At 73.5% G+C, this 20482-nt stretch carries 21 protein-coding genes and 1 tRNA gene; 12 read left to right on the plus strand and 10 right to left on the minus strand.

Annotated features, from left to right (window positions below; translation table 11 throughout):
• Nucleotides 1-32: 32 nt before the first annotated feature.
• Complete coding sequence (locus tag B6R96_RS08460; RefSeq protein WP_081522142.1) at nt 33-1406, plus strand: hypothetical protein; 1374 nt, start codon at nt 33-35, stop codon at nt 1404-1406.
• Between the two features lie 58 nt (nt 1407-1464).
• Nucleotides 1465-1540 (plus strand) — tRNA-Ser (locus B6R96_RS08465).
• Between the two features lie 179 nt (nt 1541-1719).
• Here B6R96_RS08465 and msrB read toward each other — a convergent pair.
• The 4 genes from msrB to B6R96_RS08485 all read right to left on the minus strand — a co-directional run bounded on the left by msrB (nt 1720) and on the right by B6R96_RS08485 (nt 5018).
• Nucleotides 1720-2127 (minus strand): peptide-methionine (R)-S-oxide reductase MsrB, encoded by a 408-nt coding sequence (gene msrB / locus B6R96_RS08470; protein WP_079406460.1) that lies wholly within the window; start codon nt 2125-2127, stop codon nt 1720-1722.
• 23 nt (nt 2128-2150) lie between these two features.
• Nucleotides 2151-3548, minus strand: coding sequence for a UDP-N-acetylmuramate--L-alanine ligase (murC, locus tag B6R96_RS08475; RefSeq protein ID WP_081522143.1), 1398 nt, complete (start codon nt 3546-3548; stop codon nt 2151-2153).
• A 58-nt stretch (nt 3549-3606) separates the two neighbouring features.
• Nucleotides 3607-4074 carry a hypothetical protein gene (locus tag B6R96_RS08480; protein WP_030386055.1) on the minus strand — a complete coding sequence of 156 codons (468 nt, stop codon included), beginning with the start codon at nt 4072-4074 and terminating at the stop codon, nt 3607-3609.
• A 149-nt stretch (nt 4075-4223) separates the two neighbouring features.
• Entirely contained in the window at nt 4224-5018 is a 795-nt protein-coding gene (locus tag B6R96_RS08485; RefSeq protein WP_081522144.1) for a pyrimidine reductase family protein, read from the minus strand.
• Between the two features lie 84 nt (nt 5019-5102).
• On the opposite strand from B6R96_RS08485, the gene zapE reads away from it, so the two are divergent.
• Nucleotides 5103-6158, plus strand: coding sequence for a cell division protein ZapE (gene zapE, locus B6R96_RS08490; RefSeq protein ID WP_384506455.1), 1056 nt, complete (start codon nt 5103-5105; stop codon nt 6156-6158).
• 62 nt (nt 6159-6220) lie between these two features.
• Complete coding sequence (locus B6R96_RS08495; RefSeq protein WP_030386058.1) at nt 6221-6646, plus strand: OsmC family protein; 426 nt, start codon at nt 6221-6223, stop codon at nt 6644-6646.
• A 51-nt stretch (nt 6647-6697) separates the two neighbouring features.
• Here the strand turns inward: B6R96_RS08495 and B6R96_RS08500 are convergent, their stop codons facing one another.
• Both B6R96_RS08500 and B6R96_RS08505 read right to left on the minus strand, forming a co-directional pair.
• Nucleotides 6698-7822 (minus strand): amidohydrolase family protein, encoded by a 1125-nt coding sequence (locus B6R96_RS08500; protein ID WP_081522145.1) that lies wholly within the window; start codon nt 7820-7822, stop codon nt 6698-6700.
• Between the two features lie 27 nt (nt 7823-7849).
• A complete protein-coding gene (locus tag B6R96_RS08505) occupies nt 7850-9163 on the minus strand; it encodes a cytochrome P450 family protein (protein ID WP_081522146.1) in 1314 nt (437 codons plus the stop codon).
• Nucleotides 9164-9400: 237 nt separating this feature from the next.
• On the opposite strand from B6R96_RS08505, the gene B6R96_RS08510 reads away from it, so the two are divergent.
• The 4 genes from B6R96_RS08510 to B6R96_RS08525 all read left to right on the plus strand — a co-directional run bounded on the left by B6R96_RS08510 (nt 9401) and on the right by B6R96_RS08525 (nt 13440).
• Nucleotides 9401-9970, plus strand: coding sequence for a hypothetical protein (locus B6R96_RS08510; protein WP_081522147.1), 570 nt, complete (start codon nt 9401-9403; stop codon nt 9968-9970).
• Nucleotides 9970-11364: an alkaline phosphatase PhoX gene (locus tag B6R96_RS08515; protein ID WP_081522148.1), complete on the plus strand. Its 1395-nt coding sequence runs from the start codon at nt 9970-9972 to the stop codon at nt 11362-11364. The genes B6R96_RS08510 and B6R96_RS08515 overlap by 1 nt, the downstream gene beginning before the upstream one ends.
• Before the next feature lie 64 nt (nt 11365-11428).
• Entirely contained in the window at nt 11429-12454 is a 1026-nt protein-coding gene (locus B6R96_RS08520; RefSeq protein WP_081522149.1) for a PPK2 family polyphosphate kinase, read from the plus strand.
• 104 nt (nt 12455-12558) lie between these two features.
• Nucleotides 12559-13440, plus strand: coding sequence for a polysaccharide deacetylase family protein (locus tag B6R96_RS08525; RefSeq protein WP_053703489.1), 882 nt, complete (start codon nt 12559-12561; stop codon nt 13438-13440).
• 9 nt (nt 13441-13449) lie between these two features.
• On the opposite strand, the gene B6R96_RS08530 is transcribed toward B6R96_RS08525, so the two are convergent.
• Nucleotides 13450-13641 carry a hypothetical protein gene (locus B6R96_RS08530; RefSeq protein ID WP_030386065.1) on the minus strand — a complete coding sequence of 64 codons (192 nt, stop codon included), beginning with the start codon at nt 13639-13641 and terminating at the stop codon, nt 13450-13452.
• Nucleotides 13642-13913: 272 nt separating this feature from the next.
• Here B6R96_RS08530 and B6R96_RS08535 point away from each other — a divergent pair, with 272 nt between their 5' ends.
• From B6R96_RS08535 to B6R96_RS08545, 3 genes are read left to right on the plus strand one after another with little or no spacing between them, the layout of a single operon-like run.
• Entirely contained in the window at nt 13914-15263 is a 1350-nt protein-coding gene (locus tag B6R96_RS08535) for a discoidin domain-containing protein (RefSeq protein WP_081522150.1), read from the plus strand.
• A complete protein-coding gene (locus tag B6R96_RS08540; protein WP_081522151.1) occupies nt 15263-16534 on the plus strand; it encodes an MFS transporter in 1272 nt (423 codons plus the stop codon). Before B6R96_RS08535 ends, B6R96_RS08540 begins: the two co-directional genes overlap by 1 nt.
• On the plus strand, nt 16531-17520 hold the full coding sequence (locus B6R96_RS08545) for a TolB family protein (protein ID WP_203351606.1): 990 nt from the start codon (nt 16531-16533) through the stop codon (nt 17518-17520). Before B6R96_RS08540 ends, B6R96_RS08545 begins: the two co-directional genes overlap by 4 nt.
• Here B6R96_RS08545 and B6R96_RS08550 read toward each other — a convergent pair whose 3' ends face one another.
• Genes B6R96_RS08550 through B6R96_RS08560 form a run of 3 tightly spaced genes read right to left on the minus strand, consistent with a single transcriptional unit; the run spans nt 17521 to nt 19648 of the window.
• A complete protein-coding gene (locus tag B6R96_RS08550) occupies nt 17521-18165 on the minus strand; it encodes an ABC transporter (RefSeq protein WP_081522152.1) in 645 nt (214 codons plus the stop codon). It abuts the gene before it with no gap.
• On the minus strand, nt 18162-18977 hold the full coding sequence (locus B6R96_RS08555) for an ATP-binding cassette domain-containing protein (protein ID WP_053703493.1): 816 nt from the start codon (nt 18975-18977) through the stop codon (nt 18162-18164). Before B6R96_RS08555 ends, B6R96_RS08550 begins: the two co-directional genes overlap by 4 nt.
• Entirely contained in the window at nt 18974-19648 is a 675-nt protein-coding gene (locus B6R96_RS08560; protein WP_081522153.1) for an AIM24 family protein, read from the minus strand. The genes B6R96_RS08555 and B6R96_RS08560 overlap by 4 nt, the downstream gene beginning before the upstream one ends.
• 71 nt (nt 19649-19719) lie before the next feature.
• Here B6R96_RS08560 and B6R96_RS08565 point away from each other — a divergent pair, with 71 nt between their 5' ends.
• Entirely contained in the window at nt 19720-20472 is a 753-nt protein-coding gene (locus B6R96_RS08565) for an aminoacyl-tRNA hydrolase (protein WP_079406441.1), read from the plus strand.
• Nucleotides 20473-20482: the final 10 nt, after the last annotated feature.

The raw sequence follows: 20482 nt of genomic DNA on the forward strand, positions 1-20482 counted from the left end.
GCTCCCGCCCGCCCGATGGCAGGGTGAGGCGCATGCCGTCGCACCACGCCGAGCAACTGGTCCGCGAGTTGCACGCCTCGCTCGGGCGCCGCAAACGCCCAGAGGACATCGCCCAGCTGATCCAGGATCTGTTCGCCGCCCGTCAGCTCGCTCCCGATCCCGCCACCGCCGAGGCCCTGGAGAAGGCCTCGCAGCACTCCCTGCGCAGGCTCTGGCACGGATACACCTCCATGCTGGAGGGTTTCGCCGAGCCCGTCGGCGCGCAGCGCCAGCTCGCCCGCGCCACGGCTCTGTTCGCGTCCGTTCCCGTGCTTCCCGCGGCGGTCGGGGACGACCCCGCCGCGATCGAGGCGGTCGTCCGCCGGGCCGGCGAGGAGATCCACCGGCAGTACGGGGAGAACGACTTCGGTCTGGACCGGCTGGACCGGGCCGGGCGCACGGAGGCCGGGATCGGCGGGATGTCCAAGCGCATGTACAACAAGCGCTTCCGGCTGCTGCGCCGGATGGAGGCCAAGCTGGCCCGGCTCCTGCACGAACAGCGCCGCCGCGAGGTCACCATGACCGGCAAGGGCGCCCTCGCGCACACGCTCCCGTACGAGTTGTTCTCCGCGGACCCGGACACCGCCGCGTTCATCGCGTACCTCACCGCCCGCGCGCACCTGCGCAGCGTCTTCACCAACGGCCCCCAGCGCCGGCCGTACGACGAGGTCGCCGCCGCGCTCCTCGGGCGGCTGCGGGCGGCGCCGGAGCGGACGAACTGGTTCGCCGTCGCGCACGTCCACCCGACCGCCGAGGTGCTCGGACACCTGTCCGACGAGGAGCTGATCGGGCTGCTGGTGCGCTGGAACCGCTTCCTGCGCGAGGTGGCCGAACTGCTGGAGGACGCGTGGAACCGCTCCGGCTTCGAAGCCGCGAGCATGGTGGTGCGGCGGGGCGACGACTCCTCGACGTGGAACCAGGCCGCGCAGGCCTGGAGCACCGCCCGCGCGCACTGGTTCGCCCTGATGGCCGAGCTGGGCCGGGAGGAGGTCCTGGACCGCGTCTGCCCGGGCAAGGTGCCGCGGCTGATGGCGGCCGACGTGGCCGCCTGGCACCGCAGGAGCGGCGGCGGCCTGCACCCGGACACCTACGTGTGGGCGGACCTGCCCCGGCCCTGGGAGGTCCTGCGGGGTGAGAAGGAGTGCACGCGCGCTCTGGTGGAGGCCGCCTGTGCACGGCACGGCGTGGACCCCGTCTCGGGCGGCTGGACCGCGCCCCGCCCCGCGGCGGAGGCCGTCGCCTTCCGCCGCACGCCCGAACTGGTCCACGGCGTGGCCGTCGCCGACCCGCTGATGGCGAGCGCGATGCGGTCGGCGGGCGTCTTCTCGGGCCGCGGCAAGCGCGCGGCCGCCGAGGAATGGCTCTGACCCCGGGCGGCGCGAAATCCCGTTGACCGGGGAGCCGCCGGGTGCGGATGATCGGGGCGGCGAGGAAGCTCTGCGGAGGAGCGCCCGGCTCGAATCCCGGGTGGACGTAGGTTCGAATCCTGCCCTCGCCGCCACTGCCGCCCCTCGGCGGGCTCGGACCGGCCGGGTGCGGTGCCGGGCGTCGCGGGCCCGGCAAGATCCGAAAGAGACGGCCTTGGTCCTGCGGACGCGGCAGGGCGGCCGCCACCGGGTTCGGTGGCGGCCGCCCTGCCGGGTGCGCCCGCGGCCCCCGGCCGCGGCCGGGGGCCGCGCCTCAGCCCTCCGTCGGGGTCAGGCGCAGGGAGATGCTGTTGATGCAGTACCGCTGGTCCGTCGGGGTCGGGTAGCCCTCGCCCTCGAACACGTGGCCGAGGTGGGACCCGCACTTCGCGCAGCGGACCTCCGTGCGGACCATGCCGTGCGAGGTGTCCGCGATCAGTTCGACCGCGTCGGTGTCCTTCGGGTCGAAGAAGGACGGCCAGCCGCAGTGCGACTCGAACTTCTCCGACGAGCGGAACAGCTCGGACCCGCAGCCGCGGCAGGAGTAGACGCCCTCCGTCTTGGTGTCCGTGTACTCACCGCGGAAGGCCGGTTCGGTGCCCGCCAGGCGCAGTACCTGGTACTCGGACGGGGTCAGCTCCGCCTGCCACTGCTCGTCCGTCTTCTCGACCTCGTACGACATGACTCTCCCGCTCCCTCTGACCTTCAGCTCGACAGCCGGGCGAGGATGGCCGGACCGAGGTCCGTGACGTCGCCCGCGCCCATGGTGAGAACGAGATCGCCGGGCTTGGCCATTCCCGCGATGGCGTCGGCGACGGCCGCCTTGTCGTGCTCGGCGGTGACGTCGGCGCCGGCCGACCGGGCGGCAGCGATGATGAGCTCGCTGGTGACGCCGGGGATCGGGTCCTCACGGGCCGGGTAGATGTCCAGGACCAGGGAGGCGTCGGCGAGGGACAGCGACTGGCCCATCTCCTTGCCCAGCTCCTGGGTGCGGGAGAAGAGGTGCGGCTGGAAGACGACCAGGATGCGGGCGTCCCCGGCGGCTCCGCGGATGGCCTCCAGGTCGGCGGTCATCTCGGTGGGGTGGTGCGCGTAGGAGTCGATGACCTGGACGCCGGCGGCCTCGCCCTTGAGCTGGAGGCGGCGCTTGACGCCGGTGTACTTGCCGAGCGCGCTCGCGAGGTTGTGCGCCGGGATGCCGAGCGCCACGCCCGCCGCGAGGGCCGCGACGGCGTTGTGCGCGTAGTGGCGGCCGGGGACCGAGACGGTGAAGGTGAGCATCCGGCCGTCCAGGACCACGGTGACCTCGCTGGTCAGACCGCGCGGGGTGATCTTGGTGATGCGGACGTCGGCGCCGTCCTCCTCGCCGTACGTGACGACGGTGAGGCCTTCCCTGCCGGCGACCCGGCGGGCGATCTCGGCCGCGCCCTCCTGGCCGTGGGCGACGACGAGGGTGCCACCGGGCACGACCTCGCCGACGAAGGTCTCGAAGGACTCGTAGATCTCCTCGATGGAGGCGTAGTTCGCGTGGTGGTCGAGCTCCGCGTTGAGGATGATCGCGACCTGCGGGGTGTACTTGTGGAAGGTGCGGTCGCTCTCGTCCGCCTCGGCGACGAAGATGTCGCCCTCGCCGTGGTGCGCGTTGGAGCCGGGGGCGTCCAGGTCGCCGCCGATGGCGTAGGAGGGGTCCAGGCCCAGGGCCGAGAGGGACACCGCGAGCATCGAGGTGGTGGTCGTCTTGCCGTGCGTGCCCGCGACGGCGATCGGGCGCAGCCCGTCCATCAGGGCGGCCAGGGCGTCGGAGCGGTGCACGACGGGGATGCCGAGCTCGGCGGCACGGGCCAGCTCGGGATTGTCCGCGCGGATGGCGCTGGAGACGACCACGCAGGTGGAGTCGGCGGCGAGGTTCTCGGCGGCGTGGCCGCCGTGGACGGTCACGCCGTGGGCGCGCAGCGCCTCGGCGGTCTCGGAGTCGCCGCGGGAGTCGCTGCCCGCGACGTGTGCTCCCCGCTGGGCCAGGATCTTCGCGATGCCGGACATGCCGGCGCCGCCGATACCGATGAAGTGGGGCCGTTCCATCGCGGTCGGCAGGCCGGGCTTCATTCAGGTCGCTCCAGGATCGTGTCGTGCGGGTGCGCGTGAGGCTCTGACTGGCCCCAGCCTATTCGTTGTGGGCGAAGAGCTTGAGCACGGGAACGCCGACCTTGTGGCGGGCGCGGGAGGCCCAGTCCCGGTGGAAGAACTCCTCCACGAAGTGCGGGGCGGTCAGGACGATGACCTCGTCGGCGCCGTGCTCGTCCACGACGGTCTTCAGTTTGTCGAGCGGGTGGTCCTCGATGATCTGCCCGACGGCCTTGGCGCCCTTGCTGCGCAGCGCGTTCAGGGAGTGCGCGAGGGCGTGGGCGGCGGGGCCGAGGGCGTCGTCCCCCTCGGGTTCGTCACCCTCGCGGATGGCCTCGGGGAGTTCACCGAGGGCCACGTCGTCGATGGCGCGCAGCAGTCGGTCCTGGTCGCCCCGGGGTTGCATGAGGACGATGAAGGAGACCGCATCGTCCCCGTGCAGGGTGGTGACGAAGTCCACGTCCACCGCCGTCAGCGGCTGCTCGATCATCAAAACGCTCGTGAACACGGACGCCCTCTCCTTCATGGGCCGAGGCCGGCCGGCCGACCCCTGCGGAAACCATCCTGCCCCGCTGTCGCACGGGGCCCTGCGCAGACATACCTGCCCAGTTATGTGCCCAGCGGAAGCAAAGCGGAACGACAAATTCCGCGGCCTTGTCAGATCCGACGGTAGCTCGTGAAGAGGAACCCGGCCTCTTCCAGTACGCACGCGGGCGCGAGCCGGTGCGGAACCGTGACGGAAGGGCCGCCGGCGATCCGCTGGGCCCCGCCCGCCGTGAGCATCGGGGAGATCGTCAGGCAGAGCTCGTCCAGCGCGTCGGCGGCCACGAACTGGCCCAGCAGCCGGGGCCCGCCCTCGGTGAGCTGGCGGCGCAGCCCGCGCGCGGCGAGCTCGCGGACCGCCCGGCCGGTGTCCACGCCCGCGCCCTCACCGGCCACCACGACCTCGGCCCCGGCCCGGACCGCCTCGGCCACCCGGTCGGCGGGCGCGTCGGCCCCGGTGACCACCAGGGTCGGCACCAGCGGGGAGGTGAACAGGGGCAGCGAGAAGTCCAGGTCGAGGCTCGCGGTGACCACGGCGATGGCGGGGGCCGGGCCCTGCCCGGAGGCGGCCCGGCGGGCGGCGAAGGCCTCCCGGGCACGGGCGGGGCGGTACCCCTCCTGGCGAACCGTTTCCGCGCCGACGACCACCACATCGGCCAGCGCCCGCAGGGTGCCGAAGATCCTCATGTCGGTCTCGCCGGAGATGGGCTGCGAGCGGCCGTCGTGCTGGGCGGCCCCGTCCAGGGTGGAGACCATGTTCGCCCGGAGCCAGTGGCCGTCCGCCGCGAGCTCGGGGTACGCGTAGGCCTCCGCCAGCTCGTCGAGCGACCACTCCCGGTCGGCCGCCCCGTGGGCCGGATCCCGGGGCGGGGCTGATGTCTGATCGGTCACAGGGAACAGGCGTCGCATCGGTGCAGTGTGCCACGCCCCGTAGAGTTAAGAGCTGTGTCAACATCTCTCTCCACCTCCGGTTACGGCTCCGGCCGGCCTCCCATAGCCGACGCCGGCCCCCAGGCCCTGTGCGCGCGCGAGCCCCGGGTGCCCGCCGAGCGGCTGGTGGCCGAGATGGTGCCGCCGCCGCGCTTCGACTCGGTGCGCTTCGACACGTACAACCCGGACCCGACCCAGCCGAGCCAGTCCGAGGCCGTCACCGTGCTGAGCGGCTTCGCCGCCGGTCTGGGCGGGGCGCACGCCAGCGGCTCCGGCAAGAAGCGCTGGTTCTCGAAGAAGCCGGCCGCCCCCGCCGCCCCGCGCGGGGTCTACCTCGACGGCGGCTACGGCGTCGGCAAGACCCACCTGCTCGCCTCGCTGTGGCACGCCACCCCGGCCGAGCCCGCGCTCAAGGCCTTCGGCACCTTCGTGGAGCTGACCAACCTGGTCGGCGCGCTCGGCTTCCAGCAGACCGTGCAGACCCTGGGCGGGCACCGGCTGCTGTGCATCGACGAGTTCGAGCTGGACGACCCGGGCGACACCGTCCTGGTGTCCTCGCTGCTCAGCCGCCTCGTCGAGCAGGGCGTGGCGCTCGCCGCCACCTCCAACACGCTGCCCGGCAAGCTCGGCGAGGGCCGCTTCGCCGCCGCCGACTTCCTGCGCGAGATCCAGGGGCTGTCGGCGCACTTCCGGCCGCTGCGCATCGACGGCCAGGACTACCGCCACCGCGGTCTGCCCGAGGCCCCCGCTCCGTTCTCCGACGAGCAGGTCACCAAGGCGGCGTACGCGACCGCGGGCGCGAGCCTGGACGACTTCCCCGGCCTGCTGGAACACCTGGCCAAGGTGCACCCGAGCCGCTACGGCGCGCTCACCGACGGCCTCACGGCCGTCTGCCTGACCGACGTCGGCCCGGTGCCGGACCAGTCGACGGCGCTGCGGCTGGTGGTGCTGGCCGACCGGCTGTACGACCGCGAGGTCCCGGTCCTGGCCTCCGGAGTCCCCTTCGATCAGCTGTTCAGTGAGGAAATGCTGAACGGCGGCTATCGGAAGAAGTACTTCCGCGCCATATCGCGGCTCACCGCGCTGGCGCGCGACGCGAAGCCTCTGGTCTCCCAGTAGGTTTGGGGGCGCCGGGCTCTTTCGGGAGTCCGGCCGTTTCCCACATCTTCGAAGGGATCACCATGGCCACCACGCGTACCGCGCACACCGTCTGGGAAGGCGACCTGCTGAAGGGCAAGGGTGTCGTCAGCCTGGACTCCTCGGGCATCGGTTCGTACGACGTCTCCTGGCCCTCCCGAGCCGAGCAGGCGAACGGCAAGACCAGTCCGGAAGAGCTGATCGCCGCCGCCCACTCCAGCTGCTACTCGATGGCGCTCTCGCACGGTCTCGCCGGCGCGGGTACGCCTCCCACCCGACTGGAGACCAAGGCCGATGTGACCTTCCAGCCGGGCGAGGGCATCACGGGCATCCACCTGACGGTCCGCGCGGAGGTCCCCGGCCTGGACGCGGAGGGCTTCGCCGCCGCCGCCGAGGACGCCAAGAAGAACTGCCCGGTCAGCCAGGCCCTGACCGGTACGACGATCACCCTGAGCTCCGAGCTCGTCTGATCGCTCCAGCTCCGGCGGGGGTGCGGGCCGCACACCGCGGCCCGCACCCCGTCAGGCGGTCGCCAACTGCGGGATCAGGCGCATCGCGTTGCCGTGGTAGATCCCCTGCAGCTGCTCCGGGGTGAAGGCCGGGTCCGCCTCGAGGGCGGGGAGCGCCAGGTCCATGACCGTGTCGGCGGGGGCGGCCGGCCAGTCGGTGCCGAAGAGGATGTGGTCGGCGGGCACGTGCTCCAGCAGGGTCGCGGCGGGCGCCATCGGGCCCGCCGTGTCGTAGTAGAAGCGGCTCAGGTGGTCGCGGACCGCGGCCGGTTCCACGCTCGGTTCGCAGAACCGCCCGAGGGCCTCCAGGCGCGTCGCGATGTACGGCAGGAAGCCGCCGGCGTGCGGCAGCACGATCGAGAGGTCCGGAAAGCGGTCCAGGGTCCTCCTGCTGATCATGTTCACGGCGGCGCGCGTGGTGTCCAGCAGGAAGTCGCACATGAAGTTCGGGATCCCCGGAACCGTCGACGCACCGGGGCCGCCGACCGCCCCCGGCCCGCCGGGCGGGCCGTCGGGCAGGTTGTGCGGGTGGGTGTCCACCACGGCCGCGTACTCGTTCAGCTCGTGGAACAGCCGGTCGTAGGCGGGATCGCCGAGGTAGACGCCCCCGTAGTTGGCCGTCACGTTCACCCCGACGGCGCCGAGCTGCCCGAGCCCGCGGCGCACGGCCCAGGACGAGGCCTCCGCGTCGTCCAGGAACAGCGGAACGTAGTACGAGAACCGTCCCGGGTGGGACTGCGCGACCTCGATCATCGACTGCAGGGTGATGTTGACGGCTTCCCGCAGCTGCGCCGAGGACCGGTAGCGCGCCGGCAGCATCGGCTTGAGGACGGCGGTGGTGATGCCCGCCCCGTCCATGAAGCGGATCGCCGCCGCGGTGTCGAGCCGGCTCCACGGGGGCAGCCGCTCCGGATTGATCAGTCCGTGGTGCGCCGCCCAGTCGCGCCATTGCGGCGCGCAGAAGTGATGGTGCATGTCGATCTTCGAATGGACCGCGCCGGCCGCGCCCTGCGCACCGGGTGCGGAGGGCCCCTGCGCGACCCGGACGACCTCGCTGGTGCCCACCGCGGCGATCCGCAGTTCGTCCGCAGGTGTTCCCAGCAGGCGCACCGCGGAGGTGCTCACGGAATCCGTCATGTCAATCCACCGCCCATCGGCTCTGGGTCACTTTCCGGAGGCCACGGAGGCCAGGGACGCCTCGCCCGGGTCCCCGTCGGGGCGCCCGGGCTCCAGGACGATCCACAGGTGTTCCAGGCCGCGGAACGCCGGTACCGGCCCCTTGAGCCACGCCCTCCCGGTCTCCTGCGCGTCGGCCGGCTCCATGTCGGGGAACGCCCGCAGCAGGCAGGTGAGCGCGATCTCCATCTCGAGCCGTGCCAGGGGCGCCCCCAGGCAGTAGTGCGTGCCGTGCCCGAAGCCCAGGTGGTTGCCCTGAAGTCCCTCGCGCGTCACGTCCAGCTCGTCGGGGCGGTCGAACTTCTCGGGGTCCCGGTTGGCCGCGGAGATCGCGACCGTCACGAGGGAGCCCTCGGGGATGAGCGTGCCCCGGATCTCGGCGTCCTGCGCCGCGTACCGGAAGGTCGAGGTCTCCACCGATCCCTCGAAGCGCAGCATTTCCTCGACCGCCCGCGGGACGAGAGCGGGGTCGCTGCGGAGCAGCGCCGCCTGGTCGGGGTGCAGCAGCAGGTTCAGGACGGAGTTGCCGATCTGGTAGGCGGTGGTCTTGTGCCCGGCGAAGAACAGGACCCACAGCGACGCGACCAGTTCGGGGTCCTCCAGCTGTTCCTCCCCCTGGAGGAGGTCGCTGAGGAAGGAGTCCGACGGGTGGTCGCGGGTGTCCGAGATGAGCCGCTCCAGCCGGTGCTGGAGGCGCTCCTCGGCCGCCTTCAGCTCCGCCCTCCTGCTGGGATCGAACCGGGAGCGGGTCACCACCGCGAACTGCTCCAGGATCTCCGGGCGGTCCTCCTGCGGGATGCCCATCAGCTCGCACAGGACCGCGATGGGCAGCGGGAACGCGAAGGAGGCCATCAGGTCGACCGTGCCCGCCCTGCGGCACTCGCCGAGGATCTGCTCGGCGATCTCGGTGATCCTCGGGCGCATCTGCTCCACCCGCCGGGGGGTGAAGGCGCTGCGCAGGATGCGCCGCAGCCGTGTGTGCCGGGGCGGGTCCGAGAAGAGCACGTTGTCGTCGAGCGCGTCGAAGAAGCTGCCGTAGACGGCGTGGTAGGTGTCGATGGCGCCGTGCATGTTCTTGCTGAACCGGGGGTCTGACAGGGTGTCGCGGGCGTCGTCGTGACGGGTGATGAGGTACGTGTCGACCCCGTGGGGCGGGGTCAGCCGGCACACCGGCGCCTGCTCGCGCAGGGCTGCGTACATGGGGTGGGGGCACTGCCGGTACTCCGGTGCGCCCCTGGACACGGCCGAGACGATCTCGTGCAGCTCTCCGCCGCCGTTCGGTGCCGCATCCTGCTGCGCCATGGTCCGTACCCTCCGTCGCACTCGCCTGCTGGGGACATCACCGGTTCCCCGTACGGATGCGTCGTGAAACGGCGCACTTCCCGTTCGAGTGAGCCGGCCGCGGCGGCGGCCGGGGCGGGTCCGGCCGGGCGTCAGCCGATCGGCGGTCGTCCGTCCGGGCCGAGTGTGTGGCGGGTGCGGCGGCCCGGGGAAGGGCTGCTGGTGCCCCAGCCGGCCCGTCACAAGGAGCCCCCGCGCATGGCCCGTCGTCTCGCCCTGGCCCTCACCACAGCCGCCTCGCTCACCCTGGCGGCCCTCGCCGCTCCGCCCGCCCCGCCCGCCGCGGCGGACCAGGGCCCCGGCCGGGCCACCGGCGACCGGGCCCTCGTGTACGCGGCGACCGCCCGGTTCCAGGTGCACGCCAACGCGGTGGCGGCGGGCTACAAGCCCGACCAGTACTGCGTCGTCGACAAGGAGGGCACGGGCGCGCTCGGCTACCCGCACTTCAACCACAAGTACGACAACTCCGTCGACCCGGCGAAGCCCGCCGCGCTGTTCTACGAGGACGACGGACGCGGCGGCAAGCGGCTCGTCGCGGTCCAGTGGCTGGTCTACGACCGCGACCAGAAGGTGACCACGGACGACGACCGCCCCACGATGTTCGGCACCGCCTTCCAGGGCCCCCGGCCCGGCAACTTCCCCGGCCAGCCGGTGCACTACGCCCTGCACATGTGGCTCTGGAAGAAGAATCCCGGCGGCCTGCACAAGACCTTCAACAAGGCGGTGACCTGCCCGCCGGGCACCACCCGCCCCAAGCCCGCCGCCTGATGCCGTCCGTGCGGCCGCCGGGGTCCGTCACCCGGCGCGGCCTGCTCGCCGCGGGCACGATCGCCTTCAGCGGGGCGCTCGGCGCGCTGTTCGCCGGTGGCGATGCCCGCGCCGCCCGGGCCACCCGCGCGCCCCTGGCCCCCCGCGCCGACCGCGGGTACGGGCCCTTGGTGGCCGATCCGCGCGGGCTGCTCGACCTGCCCGCGGGCTTCACGTACCGGGTGCTCTCCCGGGCCGGCGCGCCGCTGCGCTCCGGGGAGGGAACCGTGCCCGCCAACTGCGACGGCATGGCCGCCTTCGACGCGGGCGGCGGCCGGGTGCGGCTGGTCCGCAACCACGAGAACCGCACCACCGCCGCCCTGCGCGTCCCGGCCGTCCCGGGGCTGACCTACGACGCCGGGGCACTCGGCGGCTGCACGGCCCTGGAGCTCGACGCGGCCGGGCGGGTCACGGGCGAGCGCGTCGCCCTCGCCGGCACCGCCGTCAACTGCGCGGGCGGCCGCACCCCCTGGAACACCTGGCTGAGCTGCGAGGAGACCGAGGACCGCGCGGGCACCTCCGGCTACACCCGCGACCACGGGTACGTCTTCGAGGTGGATCCCGCCGATCCGCAGCGCTCGGGTGCGGTCCCGCTCACCGCGATGGGCCGCTTCGCGCACGAGGCCGTCGCCGTGGACCCGTACCGCGGGGTGGTCTACGAGACCGAGGACGCCTTCGTCCGGCCCTTCGGGCTGTTCTACCGGTTCCTGCCGCAGCGGCCGCTCGGGGGGCTCGGCTCGCTGCGGGCGGGGGGCCGGCTGGAGGCCATGCGGGTCCCGGGGCTGGCGGACCTGGCGGTGGTGGACGAGCCGGGGGCGCGGTTCCCGGTGGAGTGGGTGCCCGTACCGGATCCCTCGGCGGCCGGGACACCGATCCGGCTCCAGGACTTCGGCCCGGGCGGGATCACCCACGCCCAGAAGCTGGAGGGCTGCTACTGGGGCGACGGCGGGGTCCACTTCGTGTCCAGCTTCGCCCGCAGCGCCGAGGGCGCGGCCGCCGACCACCACGGGCAGGTGTGGTTCTACGATCCGCGGCGCGCGGTACTGCGGCTGGACGTGCTGTTCGGCCCGGCCGCCGACATCGCGCTGCCCGGGGACTCCCCCGACAACATCTGTCTGGCCCCGGACGGCGGATTGATGGTCTGCGAGGACGGCGGCGGCGCGCAGTACGTCCTCGGCGTGACGACGGGCGGCGAGGTCTACCCGATGGCCCGCAACGCCGAGGACATCGGGCCGCCCGGGGCCCCGGAGTGGGGGGAGTTCGCCGGGGTCACCTTCTCCCCCGACGGGCGGACGATGTACGTGAACGCCTACACGCCCGGCACCACGTTCGCGGTGACGGGGCCCTGGCGCTGACCTCGCGCTCCCGTTCGGTCTGCTGGAAGATCGTACGGAACCGACGGGATTGGGGTGGTCAGCGATGGCCGGGAAGCAGAAATCGGCGAAGGCCGAGAAGCGGGAGAAGCAGGAGAAGACGGAGAAGGCGGAGAAGGCGGAGAGGTCCGCCAAGGCGGCGAAGGGCTCCAAGGAGTCCAAGGACACCGGGTCCGGGAAGGCTGCGAAGGGCGCCAAGGCCGCGAAGCGGTCCGCGGGCGACGGCGCCGGGACCGGCCCGCTGCGGGAGCTGCTGCGCGTGACCCCGGGCAACCGGCCGGACCTGAGCCGCCTCGACCCCTCCGCCACCCCCGGCGGCCCCGACGGCAAGGCGGCCGGTCTGGCGGCCACCGCCCTGCTCGCTCAGCCGCTCGGCTCCCTCCAGGAGCGGCTCTACGCGTCGAGCACCGCGGGGGACCGCCGCCGGGTGCTGCTCGTCCTCCAGGGCATGGACACCAGCGGCAAGGGCGGCACGCTCAAGCACGTGATCGGCATGTTCAACCCCTCCGGCTGCCGGATCAAGGCCTTCAAGTCGCCCACGGCCGAGGAGCTGAGCCACCCCTTCCTGTGGCGGGTCAAGCTGGAGCTGCCCCTGCCGGGCGAGATCGGGATCTTCGACCGGTCCCACTACGAGGACGTCCTCATCGCCCGGGTCCGCGAGCTGGTGCCGCGCAACCGGGTGCGCGCCCGGTACGCCCAGATCAACCGGTTCGAGAAGGCCCTCGCCGACGACGGCGTGACCGTGGTGAAGGTCTTCCTCCACATCGGCTACGAGGAGCAGCGCAAGCGGCTCCTGGCGCGGCTGGACGACCCGGACAAGCACTGGAAGTTCAACGTGGGCGACATCGAGGAGCGCACCATGTGGCCCGCGTACCAGGAGGCGTACGAGGTGGCGCTGGAGCGGTGTTCCACGGAGGAGGCTCCCTGGTACGTGGTGCCCGCGGACCGCAAGTGGTACCGCAACTGGGCGATCAGCACGCTGCTGCGGGAGCATTTGGAGGAGCTCGATCCGCAGTATCCGAAGGGGGAGTTCGACGTCGAGGAGTGCCGCAGGCTGCTGCTGGCGGGCTGAGTTCCACCCAACCGCCTGTCGTTCATTCTTCTGATCAGTTAGTCATATAGTTTGCGTACGTGACCAATTCCGTACGAAAAGTAGCTGCCGCAGCTGCCACGGCGATGCTCGGCGCCGTCCTCGCGGGGTGCGGGGGCGGCGCGGGCGCGCCGGACGCCGGACGCGAGGCCGCCCGCATGGGCACCCCGGCCGCCCCGGGCTCCGCCTCCGCCACCGCGTCCGCTCCGGCCGCCGGTTCGCCCGCCGGTTCGCCCGCCGCGGCCCCGCAGGCCGGTGCCCCCGCCAAGCCCCCGACCATGGCACCGGGCCCGGGCGGCCTGACCCCCGTCTTCGAACGGGCGAAGCAGCAGACGGACAAGACCGTGGCGCTGACCTTCGACGCCGACATGACCTCCGATCAGGGGCCGCGCGCCGAGGGCGGGGAGCACTTCGACAACCCGGCGCTGATCTCGACCCTGCGCACCCTCAAGGTGCCGTCGACGATCTTCATGACGGGCCGCTGGGCCGAGGAGTACCCGGACCAGGCGAAGTCGATCGGAACCGACCCGAACTTCGAGATCGCGAACCACTCGTACAGCCACCACGCCTTCAAGTCCCCCTGCTACGGGCTTCCCGCGCTGGACGCCGCGGCCGCCCGCGCCGACGTGGACCGGGCCTTCGCCGCCTTCCGGCAGGCGGGCGCGGTCAACACCGTCCCGTACTTCCGCTTCCCCGGCGGCTGCTACGACGACCAGGCGCTGCGGGTCCTGTCCACGGCCAAGGTCACGGCCGTCCAGTGGGACGTGGTCAGCGGGGACGCCTTCGCCAAGGACCCGGTCGCCGTGGCCGAGCAGGTCCTCGCCGGGGTGAAGCCCGGTTCGGTGGTGGTCATGCACTGCACGCGCAGCGCCGCCCCGGTCACCGAGGAGGCCGTGCAGCAGATCGTCCCGGAGCTGCGCAAGCGCGGCTACCGCTTCGTGAAGGTGTCCGAGCTGATCGGCAAGTAGGAACACGCCCTAGCCGGAGCAGGCGGTGCGCTGGGCATCCTGCCACTCGCACACCGGGCAGAGCACCACGCCCGGGGTGGCGACCCCGTACTCGGTGGGCTGTGCGCACTCGACGCAGTCCGCGAACGGCGGTCCCGCCACCCGTCCGGCCGGGGCGGCGGGGGCGGGGCAGTACGACGGGGTCTGATCCGACGGGTCCATACCCGCGAGCCTACCGGCCGGGGGTGCGGAACCCCTGCGGGGAAGGGGAGGCACGGCTTCGCACCACTGCTGTCCGCGCACTGGTAGGAAAGTTTCCTTCCTGTTAGTGTCCCGGGCGGCGGCTCGGCGCGGTGCCCACCCCCACGGGCATGACGCGCTCAGCGAGAGAGCTCTGACCCGGCCGCCGTGGCGCCGTCCCCCGCCCGCGGGCGAGTGCGGCGCTCCGCGCCAGCGTCCAGCTCTCACCGCCCTCAAGGCAGGGAGTTCCAGGTATGCGCCTGAACGCCTCCGATCGTCCTCCGCTGTTACGCGGCGGACTCCGCACCCTCCTCCTCACCGGCGTCGCCGCGCTCGCGCTCGTCGGCGCGCTGCTCATGGCCTGGCCCGAACGGGCCGGGGCCGCCACCGATCCCCTCATATCGCGCGGGAAGCCGGCCACCGCGTCCTCCACCGAGAGCTCCTCGCTCTCCGCGAAGAACGCCTTCGACGGCGACCCCGCCACCCGCTGGGCCAGCGCCGAGGGCAAGGACCCGCAGTGGATCCGGGTCGACCTCGGCTCCCTCGCCACCGTCTCTCGGGTGCGCCTCACCTGGGAGGCGGCCTACGCCCGGGCGTACCGCGTCGAGGTGTCCGCCGACGGCACCGCCTGGACCGCGCTCGCCGCCGAGACCGCCGGCAACGGCGGCGTCGACGACTGGACCGGCCTGTCCGGCAAAGGCCGCTACCTGCGCCTCCAGGGCACCGCGCGCGGAACCTCGTACGGCTACTCGCTCTTCGAGGCCGAGGTGTACGGCGCCGTCGACGGCGGGCCGCCGCCCGGCGGCTCCTTCACGGTCGTCGCCGCCGGTGACATCGCCGCGCAGTGCACGGCGTCCGACAGCGGCTGCGCGCACCCCGCAACGGCCGCGCTCGCCCGGCGGATCGACCCGAAGTTCTACCTGACCATGGGCGACAACCAGTACGACGACGCCCGGCTGTCCGACTACCGCGCCTACTACGACAAGAGCTGGGGCGCCTTCAAGGCCAAGACGCGCCCGGTCCCCGGCAACCACGAGACGTACGACCCGGCCGGCTCCCTCGCCGGGTACAAGTCGTACTTCGGGAGCATCGCCTACCCGCAGGGCAAGAGCTACTACAGCTTCGACGAGGGCAACTGGCACTTCGTCGCCCTCGACTCCAACTCCTTCGACCGGGCCGCCCAGATCGACTGGCTGAAGGCCGACCTCGCCGCCAACACCAAGCCGTGCGTCGCGGCCTACTGGCACCACCCGCTCTACTCGTCCGGCGGGCACGGCAACGACCCGGTCTCCAAGCCGGTGTGGAAGATCCTGTACGCGGCCGGGGCCGACCTGGTCCTGAACGGGCACGACCACCACTACGAGCGGTTCGCCCCGCAGGACCCGGAGGGCCGGGCGACCGCCGACGGGATCGTGGAGATCGTCGGCGGGATGGGCGGCGCCGAGCCCTACCCGATCGAGGAGGTCCAGCCCCACAGCCAGAAGCGGATCAGCGGACCGTACGGCGTGGTGAAACTGGACTTCACCGACTCCGGTTACGGGTGGACCTACGTCGCCACCGACGGCCAGGTCAAGGACACCAGCCCGAAGTACAGCTGCCACTGATGTACCTGGCCGCCAACGGCCGCCCGGACGCGCCGCCCCGCACCCCAGGGGCCCGGCGGCGCGTCCCCGCCACCGTCCTCGCGCTCGGCGCGGTCAGCCTCGTCACCGACGTCTCCTCCGAGATGGTCACGGCGGTACTGCCGCTCTACCTCGTCCTCGGCCTGGGCCTGACCCCCCTCCAGTTCGGCTTCCTGGACGGCATGTTCAACGGGGCGACCGCACTCGTACGGCTGCTCGGGGGCCGGCTCGCCGACCGCCGCGGCCACCACAAGCGGGTCGCCGGCGCCGGGTACCTGCTCTCCGCGCTCTCCCGGCTCGGACTGCTCCTCGCCGGGGGCGCCACCGGCGCGATCGCCGCGGCGCTCGCCGCCGACCGGCTCGGCAAGGGCATCCGTACCGCACCGCGCGACGCCCTGATCTCGCTCAGCGGGCCCACGGAGACCCTCGGCCGGTCCTTCGGCGTGCACCGCGCCATGGACACCACGGGGGCCCTGCTCGGGCCGCTCGCCGCGTTCGCCGTGCTGTGGGCCACCGCCGACGCCTATGACGCGGTGTTCGCCGTCAGTTTCTGCACCGGCCTGCTCGGCGTGCTCCTGCTCGTGGTGTACGTCCCGGCCGCGCCCGGTCCGGCCACCGCACCCCCCACGCCCATCGCGCCCCGGGCCGCCCCACCGCGGCCCTCGGCCCTGCGCGATCCGGCCTTCCGCCGCGTGCTGTACGCCTCGGCCGTGCTCGGCGCCACCACCATCGGCGACTCCTTCCTCTACCTGCTGCTCCTGCGCGGACTCGACCTGCCGCCCGCCCTGTTCACGCTGCTTCCGCTGGGGCCCGCCGCCGTCTACCTCCTGCTCGCCGTCCCCGCGGGCAGGATCGCCGACCGCACCGGCCGCCGGACGGCCTTCCTGACCGGGCACGCCGCCCTGCTCGGCGCGTACCTGCTGCTGCTCGCCCCCGTCTCCCCACCGACCGTCGTGGGGGTGCTCGCCCTGCTGGGCGTCTTCTACGCCGCCACCGACGGGGTCCTGATGGCGCTCGCCGCGCCAGCGCTGCCCGCGGCCGGCCGGGCGGGCGGGTTCGCCGTGCTGCAGACCGGCCAGGCGTTGGCCCGGCTGCTGGGCGCCGCCGGATTCGGGGCGGCCTGGACCCTCTGGGGCGCGCGGCCCGCCCTCTGGGCCGCGGCCCTCGCGCTGGCCGGGGCGCTCGCGGCCGCCTCGCGCCTCATGCCCGCCGACGCGCCCGCCCCATCCCCGACCGCACCGGAGGCCCCGTGAACGCGCTGTCCCGTCGGCTCCGCCTCGCCCTCACCCTCACCGCGGCCCTGCTGCTGGCGGGCGGCTCGCTGGGCTACGTACTCCACGCCCGGCACCGCGAACAGCCGCCCGGGCAGCGGGCCGACGCCTCCTTCCGCATCGAGGAACCGGGCCTCTACTTCCGGGACGCGGCCGGCGGGCGGGTCGCGCGCCAACCCGACGCGGGCCCGCCCCGCGTGACCGGCGGCCCGTCCTGCGACCGCTTCCACACCGCCGGGGACCACGCCCTGTGCCTGCGCAAGCTGCCCGGGGTCCCGGCCCGTACCGAGGCGCTCGTACTCGACCGGGGGCTGCGGGAGGTCCGCAGGGTGACCGTTCCCGGGATCCCGAACCGGGCCCGCGTCTCGGCCTCGGGCCGGATCCTGTCCTGGACCACCTTCACGACCGGCGACTCCTACAACACCGCCGCGTTCTCCACCCGGACGGCGATCCTGGACCTGCGCACCGGCTACCTGATCAAGTCGATCGAGCAGATCCCGCTGACCCTCGCCGGGGCCCGCCACCACGACTCCGACGTCAACTACTGGGGCGTGAGCTTCGCCGCCGACGACAACCGCTTCTACGCCACCGTCTCCACTCGGGGCGCCACCCACCTCGTCGAGGGCGACCTGCGCGCCTGGTCGGCGAAGGCGCTGCGGGAGAACGCCGAATGCCCCTCGCTGTCCCCGGACGGCGCCCGCGTCGCCTTCAAGAAGAAGGTCTCCGACGACCCCCGGGCACCCTGGCGGCTGTACGTCCTGGACCTGGCGACGATGCGCGAGCAGCCGCTGGCCGAACCCCACGGCGTCGACGACCAGGCCGCCTGGCTCGACGACTCGACCCTCGCCTACGCCCTGCCCGGACAGGACGGCCGCGCGAGCGACATCTGGTCGGTCCCGGCGGACGGCACGGGCCCACCCCGTCTCCTCGTCCCGGGCGCCTCCTCCCCCGCCCACGTCGGCCAGTAGCTAGCGCGCGGCGGCCAGGGCGGCCGCCGTCCCCGCCCCGGCGGCCAGCAGCAGCGCACCGGCCAGGGGCAGGAGCGGCAGCGGCGCCGTCCCCGAGTGCGCGGCCGAGACCAGCGCGGACACCGCGCCGTGGGCCGGGGAAGGTGCGAGCAGCCAGGCCGCCAGGGAGCCGAGGGTCCCGGCCAGGACGCCGTAGCCCCGGCGCCGGACCAGCGGCCGGCTGCACAGGGCACCCACGGCCGCGCCGGTCAGGGCGCAGGCCGCCACCGCGAGGGCTCCGGCGAGGGCGGCCCCGCCCGTGCCGGCCCCGGCCCGGTCGCCGATGAGCAGGGCCGCGGCGGCCGCCGCGGCTCCGGCGAGCAGTGCCCCGGCCAGGGCGGTGAGGAGGGCCGCCGTGTGGACCCGTACGGGACCGGCCGCCGCGGCCGTGCAGTCGCGGGCCGCGTCGGGTTCGCCGGTCACGCAGATCCGGACCAGCCAGGCGGTCACCGGGACCAGGCCGGCGGCCGCGAACCCGAGGGAGTCCAGCGCCGGGTCGCCCGGGCGGATCCCGGCGGCCACGAAGGCGGCGTACGTGATCAGGGGCGCGAGCCATCGCTGGGAGCGCAGGAGCAGGGCGCCCTGGTAACGGAGCAGGGCGGTCACGGGAGTTCCTCCACGGTGCGGATGTGCCAGGGCGGCCGGGCCGTGAGCAGTTCGCGCAGGACCGCGTCGGAGCGTTCGCCGTCGACGGTGAGCAGTACTCCCCCGCCCGGGGCGGGCACTGCGCCCGGGCCCGCATACGGGGGCAGCGGGCTGCCGGGCGCTCCGACGGCGTGGATCCGCACGCGGGGTCCCTGCGCCCCGGTCCCGGGGACGAGGGTCCCGCCCTCGACCCGGTGGTGGGCGTCGGCCACGCCCGCGAGCCGTCGCGGATCGTGGTCGACGAACACGACGGTGCCTCCGGCCGCGGTGCGCTCGGCGACGGCGCGGTCCAGCTCGGCCCGGGCGGGAGCGTCCAGGCCGGTCCACGCCTCGTCGAGGACGAGCAGCCCCGGTTCGGCGAGCAGGGCCTGGGCGACGGCCACCTTCTGGCTGCTCCCCTTGGACAGTTCGGCCATCGGGGTGCGGGCGTACGCGGCGGCGCCGAACCGCTCCAGCCGGTCGGCCGCCCGGCGGGCCGCCTCGGCGCGCGGCAGTCCGTGCACCCGGCCCAGGTGGGTCAGGTAGGAGGCGGCCGTGAGCGGGAGCGCCGCCGGGAAGCGTTCGGGTACGTAGCCGGTGCGGGGCGGGCGGCCCGTGATGCGTCCCTCGGTCGGGGCGTCGATCCCGGCGAGGAGCCGCAGCAGGGTGGACTTGCCGCCGCCGTTGCCGCCCTCGATCCGTACGAGGGCGCCCCGCGGGAGCTCCAGCGTGATGCCGCGCAGCACCCAGGGCCGGCGCCGTCCGTAGCGGCGGCCCACACCGGTCAGGTTCAGTGCCCGGCCGCCGTCTCGGTGACCTCGCTCGGGCGGACGATGACGAAGCCCTCGCCGCTCAGCTTCAGCTGGACCGCCTCGCCGGAGCCGCCGCGGATCATCGAGCCGACCGACTGGGAGCGGTGCAGGCCGGTCTCCAGCTGGGCGCTCCAGCCGACCACCGCGTCCGTGTCCACGTGGACCGGCGCCTGAGGGGTGACCGGGATGATGATCGGGTGGCCGTCGCAGACGACGGCGAGCTTGCCGGTGCCGGTGAAGAGGCTGTTGAAGAGACCGCCTCCGGTCATGCCGGCGCCCTTCACCATCTTGATCTCGTAGGACAGCGTGGGGTCGAAGCAGAGCACGTTGCGGCCGTTGATGGTGAGGGCGTCACCCGGCTCGAAGTCGATGATGAAGCAGTTGCCGGCCTGGTGCGCGAACCAGGCCTCGCCCTGCCCGCGTACGGACATGAGCGCGAGGCCCTCGCCCGTCACGGCGCGCTTGAGCATTCCGCCTATGCCCTGTCCCTTGCGCTCGAACTGGAGGTTGCCGCGGAAGGCGACCATCGAGCCCTGGCGGGCCAGCATTTCACCGTAGACGTTGTACTTCACCGACTTGGCGTTCTGCAGGCTCATGCCGGGGGCGACGGCCGTCCGGGCCAGGTTCTCGGACGCGAAAAGGTCACTCTTCATGGCTGCGATCCTCACCCGGGCCGCCCACCCGGGGCATCATCCTGAAGGTGGAGGCTGGCATCCTTGGCGGGATGAGCAGCCAGCACACCAACGACATCTCCGACGTCCCCGCGGTCGGGGAGGACAGCCCCTTCCGGCAGGAACACGTACGGCGCGACGAGGCCCCGCAGTTCGTGCTGCCGCTGGTGGTGCGGATCGAGAAGGCCGAGCCGCCCGCCCGTACCGACGCCCTGGAGACGGCGGCCCGCGCGGTGCTGGTCCTGCTCACCGACGAGCGGGCGCAGGGCGACGGCGAGTGGGCCGGGGCGGTCCGCGACTGGCAGGACGCACGGATCCGCAAGGTGGTCCGGCGCGCCCGCGGGGCGGAGTGGCGCAAGGCGGAGACCCTGCCGGGCGTCACGGTCGACGGGGACGGCGCGCAGGTACGGGTCTTCCCGCCGGTGCCCCTCGACGGCTGGCCCAAGGAACTGGCCAAGCTCCAGGTGTCGGGCACCGATCTGGACGACCCGGAGCCCGTCGCCGCCGTCACGGAACCGGGCCTGCCGGTGCTGTGGCTCAACCCGGGCCTCGACATGTCGGCCGGCAAGGCCATGGCCCAGGCCGGGCACGCGGCCCAGCTGGCGTGGTGGGAGCTGACGGGGGCGGAGCGGGCCGCCTGGCAGGAGTCCGGTTTCCGGCTGGCGGTACGGACGGCCCCGCGCGAGCGGTGGGCGGAGCTGGGCGGGAGCGGACTGCCGGTGGTCCGGGACGCCGGGTTCACCGAGATCGCGCCGGGCAGCGCGACGGTGGTCGCCGACCATCCGGCACTGCGGGCCCGGCTGTGACGGACCGGCT

Origin of the sequence: Streptomyces sp. Sge12 (genome assembly GCF_002080455.1) — a bacterium.
GTDB lineage: Bacteria > Actinomycetota > Actinomycetes > Streptomycetales > Streptomycetaceae > Streptomyces.

Bases quoted from the DNA above. Each gene is read 5' to 3' on its own strand.
- B6R96_RS08460 (WP_081522142.1), top strand. From the start codon at position 33: ATGCCGTCGCACCACGCCGAGCAACTGGTCCGCGAGTTGCACGCCTCG.
- msrB (WP_079406460.1), bottom strand. From the start codon at position 2,127: ATGTCGTACGAGGTCGAGAAGACGGACGAGCAGTGGCAGGCGGAGCTG.
- murC (WP_081522143.1), bottom strand. From the start codon at position 3,548: ATGAAGCCCGGCCTGCCGACCGCGATGGAACGGCCCCACTTCATCGGT.
- B6R96_RS08485 (WP_081522144.1), bottom strand. From the start codon at position 5,018: ATGCGACGCCTGTTCCCTGTGACCGATCAGACATCAGCCCCGCCCCGG.
- B6R96_RS08495 (WP_030386058.1), top strand. From the start codon at position 6,221: ATGGCCACCACGCGTACCGCGCACACCGTCTGGGAAGGCGACCTGCTG.
- B6R96_RS08500 (WP_081522145.1), bottom strand. From the start codon at position 7,822: ATGACGGATTCCGTGAGCACCTCCGCGGTGCGCCTGCTGGGAACACCT.
- B6R96_RS08505 (WP_081522146.1), bottom strand. From the start codon at position 9,163: ATGGCGCAGCAGGATGCGGCACCGAACGGCGGCGGAGAGCTGCACGAG.
- B6R96_RS08510 (WP_081522147.1), top strand. From the start codon at position 9,401: ATGGCCCGTCGTCTCGCCCTGGCCCTCACCACAGCCGCCTCGCTCACC.
- B6R96_RS08515 (WP_081522148.1), top strand. From the start codon at position 9,970: ATGCCGTCCGTGCGGCCGCCGGGGTCCGTCACCCGGCGCGGCCTGCTC.
- B6R96_RS08520 (WP_081522149.1), top strand. From the start codon at position 11,429: ATGGCCGGGAAGCAGAAATCGGCGAAGGCCGAGAAGCGGGAGAAGCAG.
- B6R96_RS08525 (WP_053703489.1), top strand. From the start codon at position 12,559: ATGCTCGGCGCCGTCCTCGCGGGGTGCGGGGGCGGCGCGGGCGCGCCG.
- B6R96_RS08530 (WP_030386065.1), bottom strand. From the start codon at position 13,641: ATGGACCCGTCGGATCAGACCCCGTCGTACTGCCCCGCCCCCGCCGCC.
- B6R96_RS08535 (WP_081522150.1), top strand. From the start codon at position 13,914: ATGCGCCTGAACGCCTCCGATCGTCCTCCGCTGTTACGCGGCGGACTC.
- B6R96_RS08540 (WP_081522151.1), top strand. From the start codon at position 15,263: ATGTACCTGGCCGCCAACGGCCGCCCGGACGCGCCGCCCCGCACCCCA.
- B6R96_RS08560 (WP_081522153.1), bottom strand. From the start codon at position 19,648: ATGAAGAGTGACCTTTTCGCGTCCGAGAACCTGGCCCGGACGGCCGTC.
- B6R96_RS08565 (WP_079406441.1), top strand. From the start codon at position 19,720: ATGAGCAGCCAGCACACCAACGACATCTCCGACGTCCCCGCGGTCGGG.